Genomic DNA, 20,873 nt, shown 5'->3' on the forward strand with positions numbered 1-20,873 from the left:
GATGGGTTTTAGGACATTGATCCGTTCAACCCCCATCATACGAGGCGCTCCTTTTTTTGTCCAAGCTCAAATCTTAGACTCTACAGGAATGTTTAGAGTTGAAACAGACACTAATAGAAACGAATAAGCCCTGTCACAACCGTACAGTTGACTCGGTAGACTGTATAGAAACAACGCCGGACCATCATCATTTTGGGGGAGGGAGGCTCGTTGTTGTAATATTTTAACTTTGGCTGATTCGAAGGCTCTATCACATGGTAATATTATCAAATCGAGCTATCGTAGAAAGGTGGTCGTATAGAAGGATGAGTGAGATTGATACGAGCCAGTTCATCACGACGGAGGAGAAGCTAACAAGATCATATGAGCTTGTTATCAGCTCCCCAGACGCTCATGCAATGATGATGTTCTTTATGGCGTGTGGGAGGAAGTAGTGACATGCCGATAACTCTCCCAGATAGGAGAATGCGAGATGTCCGTGACGACGACAGCAGATGCCATTCGAGACGATCTATTCAACTGTATTACTAGCATCTTCGGAATTCATATCAACGACTACACGCAGATCGAGCAGGGATACTTGAATCTAAAATGGATGATCGATACCGACATTGGAGGCTTGTTCGTCAAGCAGTACAACAAGACTCGGTATCCGGATCGGCTCATGAATGGGCTTGAGATATCGTTAAATCATCAATCCAATCTATACAGGCAAGGAATTCCCACCCCTGAGCTGTTCGCTCATCAGGGGAAGCACGTGCTAGTGACTCCTTCTGGAGAGCGTTTCGTGTTGATGCGTCAATGTGGGGGGAATATCATTCAACCGGGCTCAGCTAATGAGACTCAAATGTATACGTTGGGACAAGTGGTAGGCAAAATGCATACGCTGCTAAACGCAAACCCCACAGATAGGCCGCTGCACTGGGATATTCGTTGCAAGAAAGAGATGGACGAGCTCTGGCACACCAGATGGCTTCATGCCAATACGAGACAGTGTGCGGCCACAATCAAAGCTTTAGAGGCTCAGCGGAAAATTCTCGATAAGACGGACGTAGAGTTATTCTCGAACTGTGAGCGGGGATGGGGGCATTGGGATCTTTTCGCCGATAATCTATTGTTTCAACCAGATGCCGTATCAGCTATTCTTGATTTCGATCGTTTGAATTACGTATATCCCGAGTTCGATATTTCGCGGCCGATCTTGTCTTGCGCGTTAGATCCGCGTACGCTCCCTGTTGAGAAAGTACGTGCTTTTGTCAGCGGGTATCGGGAATACAATGCGTTATCCACGCCAAAATTAATCCGATCCATCAAGCTAACGTGGTGGAAGGAAGCGGAGTGGGTGACGGTAGAGCAGGAGTATGACTCTACACCGATCAAGCGGTTTAGGGTTGAAAATAACTGGGTTAGCGACCACTGGGATCACCTTGAGGATCTATTCGCAGCTATCTAAGTCTTAACATAACGAAAAGCCATCCATTACGGATGGCTTTTCTCATGCAACATGAACAAATCCTTACCAGATCGAGACACGCTCATCTGGCGGTAAGTACATCTCATCTTCTTCCGTGATGCCATACACCTTGTAGAAGCTATCGAGCATCTGGAGCACGAAGTTTACTCTCACTTTGCCCGGCGGATGAGGGTCGAACTGCAAGTATCCAATAATTGTATCGACAGGCATCCATAAGGCAAAAGCGTGAGCGAACCCTTCGAATACTTGGGACAAATCTGCGTTCGGATCATCGTCTGCGATATCGAGCACGCACGACAGGCCGCCCAAGTCCGCAATCGTTTCCCCGAGCGTCAGCTCGCCGTTAACGTAATTGTCAGGCACGAACTCAATGTTGGACAGCTCTGCTGCCAATTGGGCAGCACGCTTCTGGAATTCGGCGTAATCCTCGTCCGTCCACCAATTACTCACATTGCCGTCTTTGTCGTATTGCGCACCGTTGATATCAAAAGCATGGGAGATTTCATGGCCGATAATCGCACCGATAGCACCCAAGTTCTGCTCGCGGCTTGCGTTTGGATCATAGAACGGCGCCTGCAGAATCGCAGCTGGGAACACAATGCTGTTGGATGTCGGGTCATAAAATGCGTTGACTGTCATTACCGGCATAATACTCCATTCGTCCAAGGAGTACGGCTTGTTAAATACTTGCTTGAGTGCCGATTCGTAAACGACTGACGTTTGCATCATGGCATCAAACAAGGTGCCGCCGTCCGCTGCACTCGTGAAGCTATAATTCAGCGTCGATTCCCATTTGTCAGGGTAGCCGATGTATACGCTGATGCTTTTCAGCTTCTCGATCGCTTTTGCTTTTGTTTCGTCGCTCATCCAGGTGAGGTCTTTGAGCCGAACCTCGTACTTGGCGATGATCTCGTTCACGATATTTTCTACATCTTTCTTGCTGGATTCGGAGAAATAATGGCTGACATAGGCTTTATCGAACGCCTGAGATTCATAGGCTTGTGCTAGAGCGGCCGCACGTTCTTCTACTGGAACCTTATCGGGCAAAATGCCCATCAATACTTGCGTTAATTCGTTCCCGATGTCTTGCGCGTCTTCGGAGAAAGCATCTCTATACTGTTGGTACGTGTTGACGGTCAGCATATCTTTGATCGTCTGTAAATTCTGATCGGTAACGAGGCTGTCAGCGAATTTGATATAGTCCTGCTCTGGTGAGTAGACCGTCATCGTGGCAGGCAGATTGTAGAATCGAGTCAGCAGGTCAGCAAGCCCTGAGTTTGCCGTCGCCTTCTTCATCTCGTCCCATGTCGATTTTGTAAAAAGAGTTTTCGGATCTTGCATTTGCTCAGGTGGTGTAGCCTTGGCGGCAAGTTGTTTCTCGAGCTCAAAAATCGCTTCTGCACGTTCGGAGAGACGGTCTTTCTCGCCGGTATAGCTTAGCACTTGTTCAATGTAAGAACGGTAAGCCTTTTGAACATTCTTCATAGATGAATCGTCGGAATAATAGATCGAGGAACCTAGACCAAGCGAGGAGCCTGCGAACAGCATGGCGTACTTGGATCGGTCGCCCATCGTGTCCTCCAACGGCTGGAAAGCGATGAACGGAACGAAGTTGAACCGATCCCAATACTTATCGGATAGTGCTCTTAAGCCTGCGACGTCTTTGACAGCGTATAGCTCGTCCAAATAAGGACGGAGCTTATCGATACCGTTCTCACGTGCATCTACATCCGTATACAAATCATAGAATTCAGCCGCTCTCCACTCAGAGGACCCTTTCACGGCCTTATCTTTATTATCGAGCAGTTGATCCATAATTTCGGAGCGGGTGTCGTCCAGCTTCTTGGTGACATCCACGAAGGTTCCAGCCATTGGATAGCCAGGGTAGATCACCGGATCTGCGAGGTATTTGCGGTTCGTGTACAGATAGAAGTCGTCTTTCAGTCCGACTTGTTTGACCCCGTAAGGGTTATTCGCCGCAGCTTGTGCCACGTATGAGAGGGTTGCTACAAAGCTGTTTGCTTGCTCAACGGTAACATTGTGAGTAGAGAGGCCCAAGTCGTCCAATAGTCCGAAATCGTCCAACGCTGCATAATAAGGTGCAGCCCATACTGGAACGTCCGCAAGGCTATCGCTGGCTTCGATGCCTTTCCATGAAAGAATATTACACGCAATAACGGCTAATTCGGGTCCTGTTACGATTGCATTAGGCTGAAACTTGTTTCCGCCCTTACCCTTCATATAGCCGACCGTTACAGCAATTGCGATAGCTTTGGCATTCGGATCGCTGGATGGTACGTCAGAGAATGTTTGTTGCGGGTTGTCTACTGTGATTTGGAACGTCTCATTGATCAATGCTGCCAGCTGTCCTCTTGTAATGAGTGTGTCGTTGGCTGCATATGCCTGAGAGAGTCCAATGCTGAACGCTAGTACGAGCGCTAGCAAGCCTGCGATAGAGCGTCTAATTGATTTCACAAATGAACCTCCTAGTTAATTTTTACCAGTCATATTGTAGCATAGATAGATTTATAAGGTAGATAAAGAAGTGATAAAGAAGTGATAAAGAAAGGCTCCCCGTTACCAGTGTAGGCTCCAGAAGCCATCCCGGCTTCACATAATGTTCATAAATGGTCAACACCGCTCTAAACCCTTGTAACGAATAACGCTTGAATGACCTCTAAGGATGGCTCCGGCTGCATAGGTGTATCCTCCATACCGGACAATGGCGAAATATAACGATATTTCCGAGAAAAATGGGGCACTCTCCTTTCTCAGCAACTGGAGATTGGAGGGAGGTTTAAGGTAATAATCGCAGCGCCGATAACCCTGATAGTCGGCCCGCACTAAGCTCGTGGACCTATCTTCCAAATTATTTCATTGACAACCATTTCTATTGGCTTTATAGTGACGTTGATAATCATTATCAACAACTTCAAAAATATAAATAAGGGAAGGTCATGTCACAATGAATACCAAACGTAACATCTCTTTCAGAACGCTCTTTATTCTCTCGATCGTACTAATCATCGCGCTTGCGGGCTGCTCGAGCAGCAGCAAATCCGATTCGACGACAGAGCCGGCTAAGACGAGTGATACGGCAAGCACGGACGCGACAACGACGGAAGGTTCTACGACTGAACAGGCTGACGCTGAAGTGCAGTACCCAATCACGATCAAGCATGCGTTTGGCGAGACGGTTATCGAGAAGAAGCCTGAACGTGTTGCTACGATTTCATGGGCGAACCATGACGTTGCGCTCGCACTCGGCGTCGTGCCTGTAGGTTTCTCGGCGGCGAACTACGGCGTTGAGGACGGAAGCGGAATGCTGCCATGGACGGCTGCGAAGCTGAAAGAGCTCGGCGCAGATACGCCAAACATTTTCCAAGATACGGACGGACTTGATTACGAGAAGATCTCGGATGCGCAGCCAGATGTCATCCTCGCTGCATACTCGGGTATCACGAAAGAAGAGTATGAGACGCTTAGCCAAATCGCACCAGTTATCGCTTATCAATCGCAGCCTTGGGTAACGTCCTGGCGTGAGCAGGTTGAATTCAACTCTAAGGGCATGGGTATGGAAAAGGAAGGCCAGCAGCTCATTAAAGATACGGAGAAGCTGATTGCTGATAAAGCAGCTGAGCATCCGAGCATCAAAGGCAAGAAAGCCGTATTTGCTTACATCTCGCCGCAAGATTTGTCTTCCGTTTCGATCTATACACCTGGTGATCCACGCGGTGAGTTCCTTGAAGAGATCGGCATGGTGTTCCCGGACAGCGTTAAGAATCTCGTTAAAGAAGATTCCGGCTTCTATCTCCAATTGAGCGCTGAGAATGCGGACGTTCTGAATGATGCAGATATCATCGTAAGCTATGCGGATGATGCTGTGCTGAAGACGCTGCAAGCGGATCCTGTATTCGGCAAAATTCCAGCAATCAAACGCGGCTCTGTCGTATTCATTAAAGACGGCACGCCGCTCGCGGCAGCAGGCAACCCGAACCCGCTCTCGATCGCATACACGATTGACGAATACCTGGGTCTGATCGACGCAGCTGTAGCCAAAATCAATGGCTAGTACAACGACTTCAACCAACAGACAGGTAAGCCTGCATATACCGAAGCATTTTACGAAAGTGCTGGTGATCTGCATCATCCTGCTTGCGCTATGTGTGCTTGCTTCTCTCGTGTTCGGATCTCGTGTGGTGCGGTGGAATGATCTGATTGACGGGTTGTTCCACCCGGACGCCGATTCCTTCGAGGCGAGTGTCGTACATAAGCGGATTTCGCGGACAGTCTTCGGACTGTTCTGCGGAGCAGCGCTTGGCGTATCCGGATCGCTTATGCAGGCGGTTACTCGAAACCCGATCGCAGACCCTAGTATTCTAGGTGTCAATACAGGGGCATCGCTGTTTGTTGTTTGTGGGATTGCGTTCTTGAACATTAACACCGCCGGCCAATATATTTGGCTGGCATTGGTCGGTGCGATGCTCACCGCAATATTCGTATACGGAATCGGCTCTATGGGACGTGGCGGCGCCACGCCCCTTAAGCTTGTATTAGCAGGAGCCGCCACAAGCGCTGCCCTATCTTCACTTGTTAGTGCAATTATGATCCCGCGATCTTTCGTCATGGATAAATTCCGATTCTGGCAAGTAGGCAGCGTCGGAGCAGGGAATTGGGATGTCATTGGAACGTTCGCGCCGTTTCTGATCGTCGGCATTATACTGGCGTTTGTTACTGCCCCGGCATTGAATGCGCTGGCTCTCGGGGATGAAGTTGCGACGGGGCTAGGCGTTCGTACGGGAACGCTCCGATTGATTGCTGCGGTTGCAGGCGTCCTATTATGCGGCGCGGTGACGGCGCTGGCTGGTCCAATCGGCTTTATCGGACTGCTCGCTACGCACGTTATGCGTTTAGTGCTGGGGTCTGATCTACGTTACGTTATCCCGATGTCAGCCCTTTCCGGGGCGATCGTGTTGACTCTATCGGATGTAATCGGCAGAGTTGTCGGCAGCCCTGGCGAGCTTGAAGTTGGTGTTGTTACCGCATTCGTCGGTGCTCCGATTCTGATTCTAATAGCGATGAAAGCGAAAGTGCGTTCATTATGACAACTAATACGATTGCTTACATTATGGCAGGAAGACGTGTGCGCCAACGTCGGTGGATTATGGTTACGAGCATACTGGCCGTTCTATCCGTCGCGTTGTGCTGTGCCATGCTGATGCTGGGGAACACGATCTATCCTGTCCAAGACGTTCTTCGTGCGCTCGCCGGAGAGAAGATTAAAGGCGTCTCCTTCGCCGTGAACACGATACGGTTGCCGAGAATGCTGGCAGGTTTGCTGGCTGGATTCGCTTTCGGCATCGCCGGCCATACGTTTCAGACGATGCTGCGCAACCCGCTGGCGAACCCGAATGTAATCGGCATTACATCGGGCTCAGGCGCGGCGGCGGTATTCTGTATTACGATGATCCATGCTAGCGATACGGTCGTTTCGATCGCTTCGGTTGCTGCCGGTCTTGTGACGACCATCATTATTTATTTGCTCTCCAACAATGGCAGAACGTTCTCGATCGGTCGATTGATTCTGATCGGTATCGGGATACAGGCTATGCTGGATTCGGTTATTTCGTATTTGATGTTAAAAAGCGCGCAATACGATCTCCCAGCCGTGATGAGATGGCTCAGCGGCAGTCTCAACAACTCGAAGATGAATGAGCTTCCGCCGCTTGTTGTGACGATTGTTATATTTGCTCCAATCATCATTTTGCTGGGCAAACATTTAAGCATATTGGAGCTTGGCGAGCAGTCCGCAACCTCGCTTGGTGTGAACGCGAACAAGACGCGCGTCGCGCTTATTGTGAGCGCGGTCATTATGATCTCCATTGCTACTTCGATTACGGGTCCAATTGCTTTCGTTGCATTTCTTGCGGGTCCGATTGCCAAACGATTAGTAGGAGCGGGCTTCTCGGGTGCCATTCCTGCTGGTCTGGTCGGCGTTATTCTCGTATTGGCATCAGATCTTATCGGACAATTTGCTTTTGAGACTCGATTCCCTGTCGGCATCATAACGGGCATACTCGGAGCACCGTACTTGATCTACTTGCTAATTCGGATGAATCGGAAGGGAGACTTATAATGAAGGCGACACATACGTTTCAAGCGGAGCAGACTATTTCGGGCTACGAGAACAAGACGATTGTTCAGGGCATCAGCTTGTCGATCCCAAGCAACAAAATAAGCGTCATCATCGGGGCGAACGCCTGCGGCAAGTCGACGCTGCTGAAGACGCTGGCAAGACTTATTAAGCCAACTTCGGGCAGCATTACGCTCGATGGCAAGCAGATCGACAAAATCCCGCCGAAGCAGCTGGCTCGCGTGCTCGGATTGCTGCCGCAGTCTCCGATCGTTCCGGAAGGCATTTCGGTCGCGGACTTGGTTGGCCGCGGACGGTTTCCGCACCAAACGCTGTTCAGCGGCTGGTCGAAGAAGGACTACGAGGCTGTCGCCGAAGCGATGGAGATCATGAAGATTACGGAGCTGGCGAATCAGAATATTGATGAACTGTCGGGCGGTCAGCGTCAGCGGGTCTGGATTGCGATGGCGCTGGCGCAGCAAACCGATATTTTGTTCCTCGACGAACCAACAACGTTCCTCGATATTACGTATCAGGTCGAGATACTCGATCTGCTCACGGATCTTAACCGCAAGCATGGAACGACCATCGTTATGGTGCTTCATGATATCAACCTGTCGTCGCGTTATGCCGATCATATCTTCGCGCTGCGCCAGGGCAAGCTTGTAGCTGAAGGAGCACCATCCGAGGTTATCACGAGCGAATTAGTGAAAGATATCTTCGGCATGGACAGCGCCGTCATTCAAGATCCGGTGTCCGGTACGCCATTGATCGTGCCGATCGGACGGCATCATGTGAAGCCAGTCACGCCTGCGAATCCTGCAGCTCCTGCGACCCCTACGGCTCCAGTGGATTCTACAGTGCCTGCAAAACCAGCAGATCCTGTACTTACTTTTTAACTTGCACTTTACGTAACCTCCTCAAGTGTCTGCTCATGCGACCTGCATGCAGTGGCGCTTGGGGAGTTTTTCTTTATAGCTGTCTCTTAATCGTAATCTCCTATGATCCTCTCAATCATTTCTATTTGCTCCATTACCCTCTATAATATTTATTTGGAAAAATAGGGAACTATCCCCGAGCTGATTCGTCTACTTGTCGAGGTGAATGTGTTGTCTTTCGAATATTTGGAGCATGTGCAAGCCGGGCTCGATCGATCCGCGGTGCTGGACGAGCTGATGAAAACCTATGGACGAGACGTCTGGAACTATGCCTTATTCCTGACTCGGAACCGCGAGCTCGCAGACGATATCACGCAGGACGCGTTCGTCAAAGTATATGAGAAGCTGTATTCCTACCGGGGCGAGTCGTCTGTCCGGACATGGCTGCTCGCGATTACGCGGAATACGGCGCTTGATGCGATGCGTTCGTCATGGTTCAAGCGGGTAATGCTTCTCCCGCAGCGTCTGCTTACGGCGGATTCGGTGCCATCGGCCGAGAGAGAGGCGCTCGATCGTGAATTGGTTCATGATACGTGGTCGGTCGTGCTCGACCTGCCTGCCAAGCTCCGAGAGGTGCTGCTGCTCTCTGCCCATCATGGTCTGCAAATGAAAGAAATTGCGCAGCTGCTCGGCGTGTCCGAAGGGACCGTAAAGTCGAGGTTGTTCCGCGCGCGCGAGCAAGCAAGCCGAAAGTTCAAGCAGCGTGAGGCGTCGGCCGAATACGGCGAGGAGGAATGGACATGAGCGCTCAGTATCCGGAGCAGTGGGAGAAGCAGCTGGCGGGGCAGCCCATGCGCAATGACGGATTCACCTCAGACATTGGACGCAAAGTGAGGGAACGAATCCGAATGGGCGAACAAAGGAATAAATCACGGGGGCGGTTACGCACGGCTGCGGCACTTACGGCAATTGCCGTGATGCTGGCCGGCGGCTGGCTGTTTAGAGAAAATATCGGTTCCATGCTGAATCAGAAACCAGAAGGGATGGAAGGGGTTCCGGCTGCGCTGCAGAACGACGTGTTGGCGGATCAGGACACGACACTTAGAGTAATGGTTGGTGAGTATGACAATTTCGTCAACAGCCAATATGCAAGGCCATTCCTGCTGCATCATCCGACGGTCAGCATAGAGACGTCGTTGATGCCTCAGGAGAAAGATGTCTTGGAATGGGTGGATAAAGAGAATCCGGATGTACTTCGGCTTAGTCTGCAGCAGTATTATGAGCTGGCGAAGGCAGGGAAGCTCAAGCCGCTAGATACGCTAATTAAAAATGATGACGTCGACGTGGATGCGATGTACGAGCCGGTCATCGATATTTTGCGCGAATACGGAGGGGGTCAGATGTATGGCTTGTCGCCAGTCTTCCAGACGGACGCTGTGTTCGTCAATAAGGAGCTGTTCGAGAAGAATGGCATTCCGCTGCCTCATGCGGGCATGACATGGGACGAACTGCTGGATACGGCGGCGAGATTCCAGGGGACGGGTACGGCAGGGCTCGTATCCTCTTCATTTGGCGACAATCCAAGCTCATTGGTTAACAAGATCGCTCAAGCAACAGGATTGCAGACAGACACGCAGGATGGCAAGCAGGTAACGATCGATTCTCAAGCTTGGGCCGATTTGTGGACGAAGATTACGCACGGCTATAAGGACGGCTGGATTTATCGGGATAAGGAAGCGGACAAGAAGTCGAAGGTGGAATCGTTCACGGCATCGGACCCGTTCCTGAAAGGAAATGCGGCGATGGTTGTGACCAGCGGGTATTACGTATCGCAAATCCAGTCTGCGTGGGGAGATGACCAGAAGTGGATCACTATACCGGTTCCAGGCAATCAGATGTCCTCCTTCTATTTGCAGGAGATTTATGCGGTATCCTCGACGACCAGCAACGACAAAGCGGCTTGGGAAATGGTTAAGTTCATGACTGGCTCTGAATTCGCTAAGCGATTGATCGGTACGGGAATGTCTCAGACCCCGATCCGCCAGTCGGATGCACAGCAGAAGTACAGCGAGGAACAAGTAGCTGCCTTCTATCAGAGCAAGCTTGAATTGCCGCAGGATTGGCAGAACGCAGCGGAAGGCTCCCCGATCAGCAATACGCTTGTAGGCTATGCCTACCAATACAGCGAACCGCTGCTGGAGGAAGTCATTGCAGGTACGCTTACGGTTGACCAGGCGCTTGCTCAGTTGAAGGAGCAGCTGGAGCAGCGTGCGCAGCAGGATGCGCTGGCTGCGAAGAAGGAGAAATCGTAATGCGGCGGGGCGCAATAGCGGCATTGGTCGGATTGTTGTTGCTTCTGCTTGTGCTGGCAGGGTGCTCGGACGGACAAGAGCAGGCGAAGGAACCGGATGTGCTGAAGGTGGCCGATATCGATGAGAATAATTTCTATTCCATGTATGGGGACTACCTGAATGCCGCCTATCCGAATACACGAATCGAATTTATTTCGGCTAAGGATGCTTCGGATTGGAAGGTATCGTTCGAGGAACGCGCGAAACGTTGGAAGCAGCTCGTCCAGATCGAGCAGCCAGATCTTATTGTCCTGCGGGATGATGAAATTTATCAATCGCTCGCTGACGAAGGCTTGTTGACGGATTTGTCTCCCTATATGCAATCGTCGGGTATAACGGAGCAGATCCATCCTGGCGTTCTGGAACTGATGAAGCAGAACAGAGACGGTTTGCCTTACGGGATGGCGACCATATTTACAGCCACGAAGCTGTATTATAACGAGGATCTATTCCGCGAGTATGGCATTGATCTGCCTCGTGACGGGATGACATGGGAAGAGCTGCTTCAGCTAGCCTATCGATTTACAGCGGCGTCTACTTCTTCAGATGCTCCAGTCGGTTACTATCAGTCCTATTCGGGACCGATGGAGCTTGCCTCGTATATTGGGAGTACAGAAGGTTTGTCGATGTACCGATTGAACGCCGGAAAGGTGACGCTCGACACAACGGCTTGGCAGCAAGTGTTTCATACCGTGTTGTCGCATTACAAGGACGGCACATTCCGTTCGTTCACGCCAGAAGGCAAAATAAGTACCGACGGAACGACGTATTACGATCAGGAGGCTTCCCTATCGGCGGATTGGTTCAGCAAAGGCCGAGCAGCCATGACGATTGGATCTTATGGGTCGTTCCGCAATGTGAAGTTCAAGCTGGGTTCCGTGAATCCGCCGGTCGACGCTTCGACGCGTTCTCGCAGCGCTGACTTTTATGCGAATCATAAGCTGGCGATCCGTGCGGGCTCATCGGAGGTACGGGCGGCTTGGGGCTTCATTCAATTCATGGTCAGCGACTATGTGGCGAAAGTATCCGCACAGCAGGCGAATGATATTGGCGTGCCGAGTCGTATGTCTTACGGGCAGTTTGCGAATAACGAAGGCGCGGCGGGATTGTATAAACAGATGCCGGCCATCACGCCTCCGGATGATCGATCAGGTGTGGATACATCGTTTTATGAAGGATTCTACAGTATGCTGAAGCAGGAGATCAGCGACGTGCTGGCGGACAAGCAAACGGAAGAAGGCATGCTGAAGCGGATGCAGGAGCAGGGCCAGAAGCTGCTGGATGCTGCGAAAGCGAATGCAGGGAGTAAGGGGCAGAAGGGATGACTTGGACAAGAATGGTGATGGCTCGGTATCGACTGCTGCTATTATCGTTGTGCACAGCTATCGGTCTTATGGGGCTTACAGGCTGTGCGGACGATGACAACAGTTCTGCTGCAGTGAAGCAGGTTTTGAAGGTGCTGGATAGCAATGAATGGAGCTTCAACACGAACTACGGCGACTATGTGAATGCAGCTTTCCCGAATGTCGAGGTTCAAGTCATTCCATCGAGCAGTGCGATGGATTACAAGCTGTCATCTGCTGAGCGCTTGAAGCGTATGAAGGCATTGATCGAGAGCGAGCAGCCGGACTTGATCATGCTGAGCGATGATTCGATGTATACGGCGCTGGCGGATGAAGGATTGTTAGGTGACCTGTCTTTCTATTTGGCACAAAATAAGGAGCTGGAACAGCACATCCATCCCGGTATTTTGGAGCAGATGAGGTACAACCGAGACGGGGCGCTCTATGCGCTGACACCCGATCTTCAAGCTCAATTGTTGTTCTACAATGCAGATTTGTTCAATCGGCTCGGCATCGAGCCTCCGCATGACGGGATGACTTGGGCTGAAATATTGCAGCTGGCCCAACGCGTTACGCAGTCCAGCAGCTCGCTGGATGAGCGTGCGATTGGCTTTCTTCCGGTGTTTCCTGGCCCTAGCGGATTGGCCAGCTCCATTGGAATCACGGAACAACTTGGGCTTTATCCTTATCGAGCGGCAAGCGGAACGATGACTGTGAATATGCCCGCATGGCAGCGTGTGTATCAAACAGCTGTTGAAGCCTATCGGAATGGAACGTTCGCGTTGAATGATGCAGTAGGAGATGATGGCAGTCAACTGCTTGCCTCCACCGGTGATAGCGGACAGACCGATCTATTCACAGAAGGGCGTGCCGGGATGGTGGTCGGCAATTATTTTGCCTATCAAGATGTGCCATTCAAGCTTGGTGCCGTGGGACCTCCTGTCGACGAGGCTACGCGTACACGAAGCTTCAGCGTATACCCCGGGTTCACCATGAGCATTCGTGCAGGCTCGTCAATGGCACAGCTAAGCTGGGATGTTATTGCCTTCATCATGGGCGATTACGTGGCAAAGGTGAGGTCGGGCTTAGCGGGTAGCTACGACAAAGCTGCGATTCCAAGCAACATGACCTACGCGGAGTATGCGAAAGACCCGATCATTAAATCGATCTATCAGCAGATGCCGTCCCACTTCCCGTCTGACAACGGAACGATCCTAGGTTCAGCCTATGGGGAGATGGCAGATATGCTCAGTCGGGAGGTTGACGCTGCGGTGTCGAACAAGCAAACCTTCGACCAAATGATTGAGCGAATGCAGAAGCAGGGTCAGGAGATATTGGATCGAGAGCTTAAGAAGCAATAATGATGTCATCGTCTGGCCGATCTGTGTAAAAGCCTAAATCCGTTGATTTTTGTACCTAGTATGCCAGCCGCATTGTGCTACAATAGCCATGAAAGTGCAACCTCTACATCGATGATAAAGGAGCGGTTGATCATGGCGATACATAAAGGGACAGCAGTAGTAACTGGGGCTGGACGAGGACTTGGCTTTGGATTGGCGAAAGGCTTGCTCGATCAAGGTTGGCGCGTGATTGCTGGTGTGCATGGACAAGTTCCAGAGGAATTAAAGCAGTTGGAGGAGCAGGCAACAGGACGCCTGCTCATTATAGATGATTTGGATATTGGCAGCGATGATAGCGTAAGAGCAGCGGCTGCTCAGGCTTCTGGCTGGACGGATCATATTGATCTTATCGTTAACAACGCTGGCATTCTAGGTGATATTGATAAACAGCTGCCGGATGAGCTTGATTTTGACGAGATGCAGCAGGTTCTCAATGTGAACACGCTGGGACCGCTGCGCGTGACCCAAATGTTCGGCAAGCTGCTGCTTCGCTCGGCGCGTCCGATCGTTGCGAATATCTCGTCGGAGGCGGGAAGCGTTGGCGCTTGCGGTCGAGATAGCTGGTACGGCTATTGCATGTCGAAGGCGGCAGTAAACATGCAGTCGGCGCTCGTTCACAACCAACTGAAGCCGCTGGGCGGAAGAGTTCTTGTGCTGCATCCGGGCTGGGTGCAGAGCTACATGCATGGCGAACTGAATACAACCGCACGGCTGACGATTGAACAATCGGCTGCGAATGTGCTTGGCGCTATCATGAACGAGTCCGACTGGCCCGACGTTGACGGCAAACCGCCATATATCGATACCGAATATGGAACGCGTCTGCCATGGTAAAGGGGACGGCAGTTCTCATCGGTGACGTCGATGCCCCCTACCATCCGCTGAATGCTGTGGAACAAGAAGTTGCAGCAATTCTCGCAGCAAGCTTTAACGTAGAGTCCGTTGTGGACTATGGTGAATGGCTGGCTGGGGAATCTCTGGACGCGGATGTCATCATTTCGTATGCAGACCGCTGGACGGAGAAGCTCGCGGAAGAACCAGCAGATGGTTTGCTGGCGTATGTCTGGGAGGGAGGCGGCTTGGTGTCGCTCCACTGCGGCATTTCGCTAGCCAATCACGAGCGCTTGCTGCCGTTGTTTGGCGCGAGGTTTACGGGACATCCGCCGTTTCAACCATTGAAGTTCGCCCCTTCAGTAGAAGGAGCAGGAGAGGCGGAGGAGGCGGTTGCAGCGGAGGGCGCTAACCGTTTCACAGCGCTGCTTGCTGCTATTGAGCCTTTCGAGCTGGACGAAGAGCCATATCGTTACGAGTTCGCTGATGCGCCTAACGGTGATCGCGAGGTACTGCTTCAATATGAGCATGAAGGCACGTTGTATCCGGCTGTCTGGACACAATCATACGGTCTCGGCCGAATTATCAACGTCATGCCTGGCCACACCGTCGAATCGCTTCGCCATCCAGCCGTGCAACGGCTGCTCTTAGCGGCAACGAAGTGGGCGGCGAGAGGGCAATCATAGTATTAAATGATTACGAGACATAGAGTAGAGCAAAAAGCCGTCTTTCCAGCCACTGATCGGGCTAGGAAAAACGGCTTTTCTTGAATGTAAAACCGATCAATCTCTTGGATAATCAAGACTCATGATGTCCATGAAGGGTACTTTCACGAGCTCCTGCGACGTCTGAACATGCACTTTGCCCGTACGAGAATCGAGATGAACAATTTTGCCCCGTAATGGAGCCTCCCAAGCCCAAATCGTCAAAAGAATCGTTGATTCCTCATGGAAAGCTTCTGTTATCTGATTGCCGATCTCTTCTAACACAAACTCGTCTCTTGTAGGTCGTTTGGGGACCTTTGATTTTGCCATGCAAGCAATCCTCCTAGAACATATAAGCCTTAGCAGCTTTTAGCTGGCTGGTATATCGATTCGTTTTCACTATTTCACTAATGATACATTATTTTTACCTTTTCTGTCCTTAGATTGGACCACTATTGTGAACTCAAATTTATGGAATAAGGCGACGGGGACGGTATCCAGCCGCGTACTGGATCTACTCGTTGCGAAGTATGCCGAGGTGATCGGACAGAGGGTGCAGTTATTCGGGCTTAATCAATTAGAACTAGAAGAATACAGACTCTATGAATAATGCTTGTTGGCCTTGTATGAGGAGATCGTTAGTTGTCTGTTTGCTATGTTTTCCATTCGGAACTTCGTTTACTGCCTAAACAAACTGGAAAGGTTATGATACAATCAGACTATCAATGCAGTAAAGGATGTCAAGATATGGTGAAATCACAGCAGACCGGCGATCAAACAATGATTAAAAAGATAAATACAGCGATTGTTTTCGACTCTGTCCTGAAGAACGGACCGCTGTCCCGCGCCCAAATATCGGAGCGTTCGGGCCTGAATAAAGCGACAGTATCCAGTCTCGTACTCGATTTAATCGATGCGAAGCTTGTCGAGGAGATCGGGCAAGGCGAGTCCAATGGCGGACGCAAGCCCGTAATGCTGCTATTCAACGCACAAGCGGGATATGCCATCGGCATTGATCTCGGAGTTAACTATATACGTGGCGTACTGACAGACCTGCTTGGCCATGTAATAGAAGAACGTGAGTGGTCGATGAAACGGCCAGACTTAACATCGGGCTTGAAGCAGCTGACCGAATGCATCGACAAGCTGATCGCACTCGCGCCCGAGAGCCCGTATGGGATTGTCGGGATCGGAATCGGCGTACCGGGTATTGTGGATGACAAAGGTACGATTCTGTTCGCACCGAACCTGGAGTGGGGCCGCGTCGATCTTCAGCAATATGTGGAGGACAAGTTCCGGGTGCCCGTCACAATCGACAACGAAGCGAATGCAGGGGCACAAGGGGAGCAGAAGTACGGAGCAGGGCGCGGCATCGCACATCAGATTTATGTCAGTGTCGGCATCGGTATCGGCACGGGCATTATTTTGCACAAGGAGCTGTACAAGGGGGCATCCGGCTTCTCCGGCGAGCTTGGCCATCTCTCGATCGAGTATAATGGCAAGCCATGCCGCTGCGGCAATCAGGGATGCTGGGAGCTTTACGCTTCGGAAAATGCCCTGCTGGAACAGGCTGGCAAGCAGGGGCTGCCAGAGGAACTGGACGAGCTCATCGCCAGCGCAGAGGCGGGCGATGAGCGCACGCTTGCGCTGTTCCGCTCGATCGGCAGCTATCTGGGAGCGGGCATTGCGAACATCGTCAACGTCTTCAACCCGGACGTCGTCATTATCGGCAATCGCATGAGCAAAGCAAGCCGCTGGCTCGAAGAAGCCGTTCAAGAAGCAGTCGACATGCGTACCTTGTCCTACCACCGCGAACGGATGCGCATCCTGTTCGCCGATCTGCAAGACCGCTCCGCCGTCCGCGGCGCAGCCTACTACGCCATCAACACCTTCCTCGGCAAAGTCAGGAACGTGGGGTAGAGGTAGAGAAGAATATGAGGGCTGTCCCAAAAGTCATTAAACTTTTGGGACAGCCCCTTTGTTTTCTAATTGTGCAATGAATCCGACCGACGATGAACGACCTAACAGTTGCCACAGCGCCTATATCGTCCAATTCTTATCGATTTCGCGTCTAACGGTTGCCCGAGAGCCTATTGCGACGGTAATAAATTGCTTTCCTTCATCGGGGAGTAAATAAGCACCGTTGCAACCGCTAACCCCTGAAAGGTACGGTTTTTCTCATAATTAGCGCTGCTACAACCGTTTAGTGTTTGGTGGCCACCGCCGTCGAGTGATCAGGGACCTTTTGCACCTTTACATGCATTTTGTATGAGATACAACACATCTATTGAGCAGAGGCGAACAAGCCATTTCCATTGTACGAATTGCAATCGAGGTTCGACTGCCGACGTGCGACCGAACACCGTGCGCCGAAAGACGCGCGTGGTGCGCATAAGTGCCTAGACCACTGAAAACTCCCCACAATAACTGTAACCCTCTGGGCACGCGACTCCAAGCGCGCAGCAGCTTCCTTGCGCAACAGTCCCGCCACCATCAACCCTCCTGGGGGCCAGGGTTAAGGTTTCCGCAAGGAAACCATATCGGAAGCTTACGCTTAGCTCCATGGGGGCCTCCTAGCAGGGAGGAATAGGTTGGTTGAAACCTATAGGAGCGCGGCGGGTGGAATCTTCGCGCATGCTTCGCAAGACACGAAGCCATAATACGCAAGGGTGCGAGCAAAACACGAAAAAACTTTAAAAAAACTTAGTTTGTTTAATAGACAAACCAAGTTCTGAAATGGTATGCTGTCGTTAGACACAAGCAATAACGCTTTCAACAATCAAACGCATGGCAATCATGCATCTTACATTTTGAAGGAGGATTACGTTAACGATGTCCTATTTCGCTAACATTCCAACAATTAAGTTCGAGGGCAAAGGCTCCGACAATGCACTTGCATTCAAACATTACAATCCATCCGAAGTTGTATTCGGCAAAACGATGGAAGAGCACCTGCGTTATGCAGTAGCATACTGGCACACTTTCACTGCAGACGGCACGGATCCATTCGGCGCTGGTACGGCAGTACGTGCATGGGATAGCCTGAGCGCTCTTGATAAAGCTAAAGCTCGCGTTGAAGCAAACTTCGAGTTCATGGATAAGCTGAACCTTCCTTACTACTGCTTCCATGACCGCGATATCGCTCCTGAAGGCGCTACGCTGCAAGAAACGAACAAAAACCTCGACATCATCGTTGCTATGCTGAAAGACGGCCAAAAAGCTTCCGGCAGAAAACTGCTCTGGAACACGCAAAACATGTTCACGAACCCACGCTTCGTTCATGGCGCTGGCACGGCAGTTAACGCTGACGTATACGCATACGCTGCAGCACAAGTGAAGAAAGGCCTTGAAGTAGGTAAAGAGCTCGGCGCTGAAAACTATGTATTCTGGGGCGGCCGCGAAGGTTACGAAACGCTTCTGAACACGGACATGAAGCTTGAGCTGGACAACCTCGCTCGCCTGTACCACATGTCGATCGCTTACGCGAAAGAAATCGGCTTCGACGCACAATTCCTGATCGAGCCTAAGCCGAAAGAGCCTACTAAACACCAATACGACTTCGACGCTGCAACGACGATTTCGTTCCTGCAAAACTACGGTCTGAAAGAGCACTTCAAGCTGAACCTTGAAGCGAACCATGCAACACTGGCTGGCCACACGTTCGAGCACGAGATCCGCGTAGCTGCAATCAACGGCATGCTCGGCTCGCTCGACGCGAACCAAGGCGACATGCTCCTCGGCTGGGATACGGACGAGTTCCCTACGGACCTGTACTCGACGACGCTTACGATGTATGAAGTACTCAAAGCTGGCGGCCTGGGCCGTGGCGGCGTAAACTTCGACGCGAAAGTTCGCCGTGGTTCGTTCGAAGTGGAAGACCTCTTCCTCGCTCACATCGCAGGTATGGACAGCTTCGCTTGGGGCCTGAAAGCAGCTGCGAAACTGATCGAGAACAAGGTTCTCGACAGCGTAGTAGAAGACCGCTATGCAAGCTTCAAATCCGGCATCGGCGCTGACATCGTTTCCGGCAAAGCAACGCTTGCTTCCCTGGAGCAATATGCGCTGCAAAACAACCCAATCGTTAACAAGTCGGGCCGTCAAGAGCGTCTCCGCCTGCTGCTTAGCGAAGTAATCTTCAGCGTTTAATAACAAGCGACTTATCGCTTCATCAAATAGGCAAGTTCAAAAAAGTCAGCATAAGTGCTGGCTTTTTTGAACGAGAAAATACTTAACGCAAAAGGGAGAATAATGGACGATGAGTTATGTAATTGGTATCGACCTCGGAACAAGCGCTGTTAAAGCGCTCCTGATCGACAAGGAAGGCGTCGTGCGCGGCGAGGCTTCCCGCGCATACCCACTGTTCCACGAGCATTCCGGCTGGAGCGAGCAAAAGCCGGATGACTGGGTGGAAGCAACAATCGAAGCGTTGAAGGAGCTGTCCGGTACAGCTGGCATCAACGCGGCAGACATCGAAGGCATGAGCTTCTCCGGTCAAATGCACGGACTCGTGCTGCTGGACGGCGAAGGCAAACCGGTTCGCAACGCGATTCTATGGAACGACACGCGTACGACGGCACAATGCCGCGAGATCGAGCGCACGCTTGGCGACAAGCTGCTCGGCATTACGCGCAATCCGGCGCTGGAAGGCTTCACGCTTCCTAAGATCCTCTGGGTTCGTCAATACGAGCCGCAAGCATTCGAGCAAGCGAAGCTGTTCCTGCTGCCGAAAGACTATGTTCGCTACTGCCTGACGGGCGAGCTGCACATGGACTACTCCGACGCCGCAGGTACGCTGCTGCTGGACGTTGCGGGCAAAGAGTGGAGCGGCGATGTATTGGCTGCATTCGGTCTTCCGGCATCGTTCTGCCCAGCGCTCGTAGATTCGCATGGTCTTGTAGGCACACTGCTGCCAGCAGTTGCTGAGCGTGCGGGTCTGCAGGCTTCGGTCAAAGTATTCGCAGGCGGCGCGGACAACGCATGCGGCGCAATCGGCGCTGGCATTTTGTCCGAAGGCTTGACGCTGTCTTCGATCGGTACGTCCGGTGTTATTCTGAACTACGAGAACGACAAGGACGCTGACTTCGCAGGCAAGGTTCACTTCTTCAACCATGGTAAGGAAAATGCATTCTACGCAATGGGCGTTACGCTTGCAGCTGGCTACAGCTTGAGCTGGTTCAAGAACACGTTCGCAGCGGGCGAATCGTTCAACCAGATGCTTGAAGGCGTTGGCGATGTGAAGCCGGGCGCAGGCGGACTGCTGTTCACGCCTTACCTCGTCGGCGAACGTACGCCGCATGCGGACCCGAGCATTCGCGCGAGCTTCATCGGCGTAGACGGTTCGCATACGCGCATTGATTTTGCACGCGCGGTAATGGAAGGCATCACGTTCTCGCTGAACGAATCCGTTGATCTGTTCCGTAAAGCTGGCAAGAAGATCGAGACGGTAATCTCGATCGGCGGCGGCGCGCAAAACCCAGTATGGCTGCAAATGCAAGCCGACATCTTCAACGCGACGGTCGTTGCGCTTGAGAACGAGCAAGGACCTGGCCTTGGCGCAGCTATGCTCGCAGCGTATGGCTGCGGCTGGTTCCCAAGCCTCGACGCATGCGCAGACCAATTCGTGAAGCGCGGCGCATCTTATGAGCCGAACGCCGAAGCGGTTGAGACGTATGCAGGCCTGTTCCGTATCTACCAGCAAGTGTACGAGCAAACGCGCGGCCTGAACGAAGCGCTCGCTGCTTACCGCAACTAGTCGATAT

Annotated in this window: 16 protein-coding genes; 14 read left to right on the top strand and 2 right to left on the bottom strand. The window is 51.6% G+C overall.

The window, feature by feature from the left end:
* Positions 1 to 472: 472 nt before the first annotated feature.
* Complete coding sequence (locus DFQ01_RS21635; protein WP_110046004.1) at positions 473 to 1,453, top strand: phosphotransferase; 981 nt, start codon at positions 473 to 475, stop codon at positions 1,451 to 1,453.
* A 63-nt stretch (positions 1,454 to 1,516) separates the two neighbouring features.
* On the opposite strand, the gene DFQ01_RS21640 is transcribed toward DFQ01_RS21635, so the two are convergent.
* Positions 1,517 to 3,949: a M13-type metalloendopeptidase gene (locus DFQ01_RS21640; protein WP_110046005.1), complete on the bottom strand. Its 2,433-nt coding sequence runs from the start codon at positions 3,947 to 3,949 to the stop codon at positions 1,517 to 1,519.
* Between the two features lie 490 nt (positions 3,950 to 4,439).
* Here DFQ01_RS21640 and DFQ01_RS21645 point away from each other — a divergent pair, with 490 nt between their 5' ends.
* From DFQ01_RS21645 to DFQ01_RS21690, 10 genes are all read left to right on the top strand, one after another.
* Positions 4,440 to 5,546, top strand: a complete 1,107-nt coding sequence (locus DFQ01_RS21645; RefSeq protein WP_110046006.1) for an iron-siderophore ABC transporter substrate-binding protein — start codon at positions 4,440 to 4,442, stop codon at positions 5,544 to 5,546.
* Entirely contained in the window at positions 5,539 to 6,579 is a 1,041-nt protein-coding gene (locus DFQ01_RS21650) for a FecCD family ABC transporter permease (RefSeq protein ID WP_110046007.1), read from the top strand. The genes DFQ01_RS21645 and DFQ01_RS21650 overlap by 8 nt, the downstream gene beginning before the upstream one ends.
* Positions 6,576 to 7,610: a FecCD family ABC transporter permease gene (locus DFQ01_RS21655; protein ID WP_110046008.1), complete on the top strand. Its 1,035-nt coding sequence runs from the start codon at positions 6,576 to 6,578 to the stop codon at positions 7,608 to 7,610. The genes DFQ01_RS21650 and DFQ01_RS21655 overlap by 4 nt, the downstream gene beginning before the upstream one ends.
* On the top strand, positions 7,610 to 8,506 hold the full coding sequence (locus DFQ01_RS21660) for an ABC transporter ATP-binding protein (RefSeq protein ID WP_110046009.1): 897 nt from the start codon (positions 7,610 to 7,612) through the stop codon (positions 8,504 to 8,506). Before DFQ01_RS21655 ends, DFQ01_RS21660 begins: the two co-directional genes overlap by 1 nt.
* A 207-nt stretch (positions 8,507 to 8,713) precedes the next feature.
* The gene (locus DFQ01_RS21665) at positions 8,714 to 9,289 is read left to right on the top strand and encodes an RNA polymerase sigma factor (RefSeq protein ID WP_342770008.1); all 576 of its coding nucleotides are present in this window, start codon (positions 8,714 to 8,716) and stop codon (positions 9,287 to 9,289) included.
* On the top strand, positions 9,286 to 10,797 hold the full coding sequence (locus DFQ01_RS21670) for an ABC transporter substrate-binding protein (protein ID WP_174812836.1): 1,512 nt from the start codon (positions 9,286 to 9,288) through the stop codon (positions 10,795 to 10,797). The genes DFQ01_RS21665 and DFQ01_RS21670 overlap by 4 nt, the downstream gene beginning before the upstream one ends.
* On the top strand, positions 10,797 to 12,161 hold the full coding sequence (locus DFQ01_RS21675; protein WP_110046012.1) for an ABC transporter substrate-binding protein: 1,365 nt from the start codon (positions 10,797 to 10,799) through the stop codon (positions 12,159 to 12,161). Before DFQ01_RS21670 ends, DFQ01_RS21675 begins: the two co-directional genes overlap by 1 nt.
* Entirely contained in the window at positions 12,158 to 13,540 is a 1,383-nt protein-coding gene (locus DFQ01_RS21680; protein WP_110046013.1) for an ABC transporter substrate-binding protein, read from the top strand. Before DFQ01_RS21675 ends, DFQ01_RS21680 begins: the two co-directional genes overlap by 4 nt.
* A gap of 132 nt (positions 13,541 to 13,672) precedes the next feature.
* On the top strand, positions 13,673 to 14,413 hold the full coding sequence (locus DFQ01_RS21685) for an SDR family NAD(P)-dependent oxidoreductase (RefSeq protein WP_110046014.1): 741 nt from the start codon (positions 13,673 to 13,675) through the stop codon (positions 14,411 to 14,413).
* Positions 14,407 to 15,096, top strand: a complete 690-nt coding sequence (locus DFQ01_RS21690) for a ThuA domain-containing protein (protein WP_110046015.1) — start codon at positions 14,407 to 14,409, stop codon at positions 15,094 to 15,096. The genes DFQ01_RS21685 and DFQ01_RS21690 overlap by 7 nt, the downstream gene beginning before the upstream one ends.
* Positions 15,097 to 15,192: 96 nt before the next feature.
* Here DFQ01_RS21690 and DFQ01_RS21695 read toward each other — a convergent pair whose 3' ends face one another.
* Positions 15,193 to 15,444 (bottom strand): YolD-like family protein, encoded by a 252-nt coding sequence (locus tag DFQ01_RS21695; protein ID WP_110046016.1) that lies wholly within the window; start codon positions 15,442 to 15,444, stop codon positions 15,193 to 15,195.
* Positions 15,445 to 15,861: 417 nt separating this feature from the next.
* On the opposite strand from DFQ01_RS21695, the gene DFQ01_RS21700 reads away from it, so the two are divergent.
* The 3 genes from DFQ01_RS21700 to xylB all read left to right on the top strand — a co-directional run bounded on the left by DFQ01_RS21700 (position 15,862) and on the right by xylB (position 20,866).
* The gene (locus tag DFQ01_RS21700) at positions 15,862 to 17,034 is read left to right on the top strand and encodes an ROK family transcriptional regulator (protein ID WP_110046017.1); all 1,173 of its coding nucleotides are present in this window, start codon (positions 15,862 to 15,864) and stop codon (positions 17,032 to 17,034) included.
* Between the two features lie 912 nt (positions 17,035 to 17,946).
* Positions 17,947 to 19,260 (top strand): xylose isomerase, encoded by a 1,314-nt coding sequence (gene xylA / locus DFQ01_RS21705; RefSeq protein ID WP_110046018.1) that lies wholly within the window; start codon positions 17,947 to 17,949, stop codon positions 19,258 to 19,260.
* Positions 19,261 to 19,369: 109 nt separating this feature from the next.
* Complete coding sequence (xylB, locus tag DFQ01_RS21710; protein WP_110046019.1) at positions 19,370 to 20,866, top strand: xylulokinase; 1,497 nt, start codon at positions 19,370 to 19,372, stop codon at positions 20,864 to 20,866.
* Positions 20,867 to 20,873 lie beyond the last annotated feature (7 nt).

This window comes from Paenibacillus cellulosilyticus, assembly GCF_003182255.1.
Classification (GTDB): Bacteria; Bacillota; Bacilli; order Paenibacillales; family Paenibacillaceae; genus Paenibacillus_T; species Paenibacillus_T cellulosilyticus.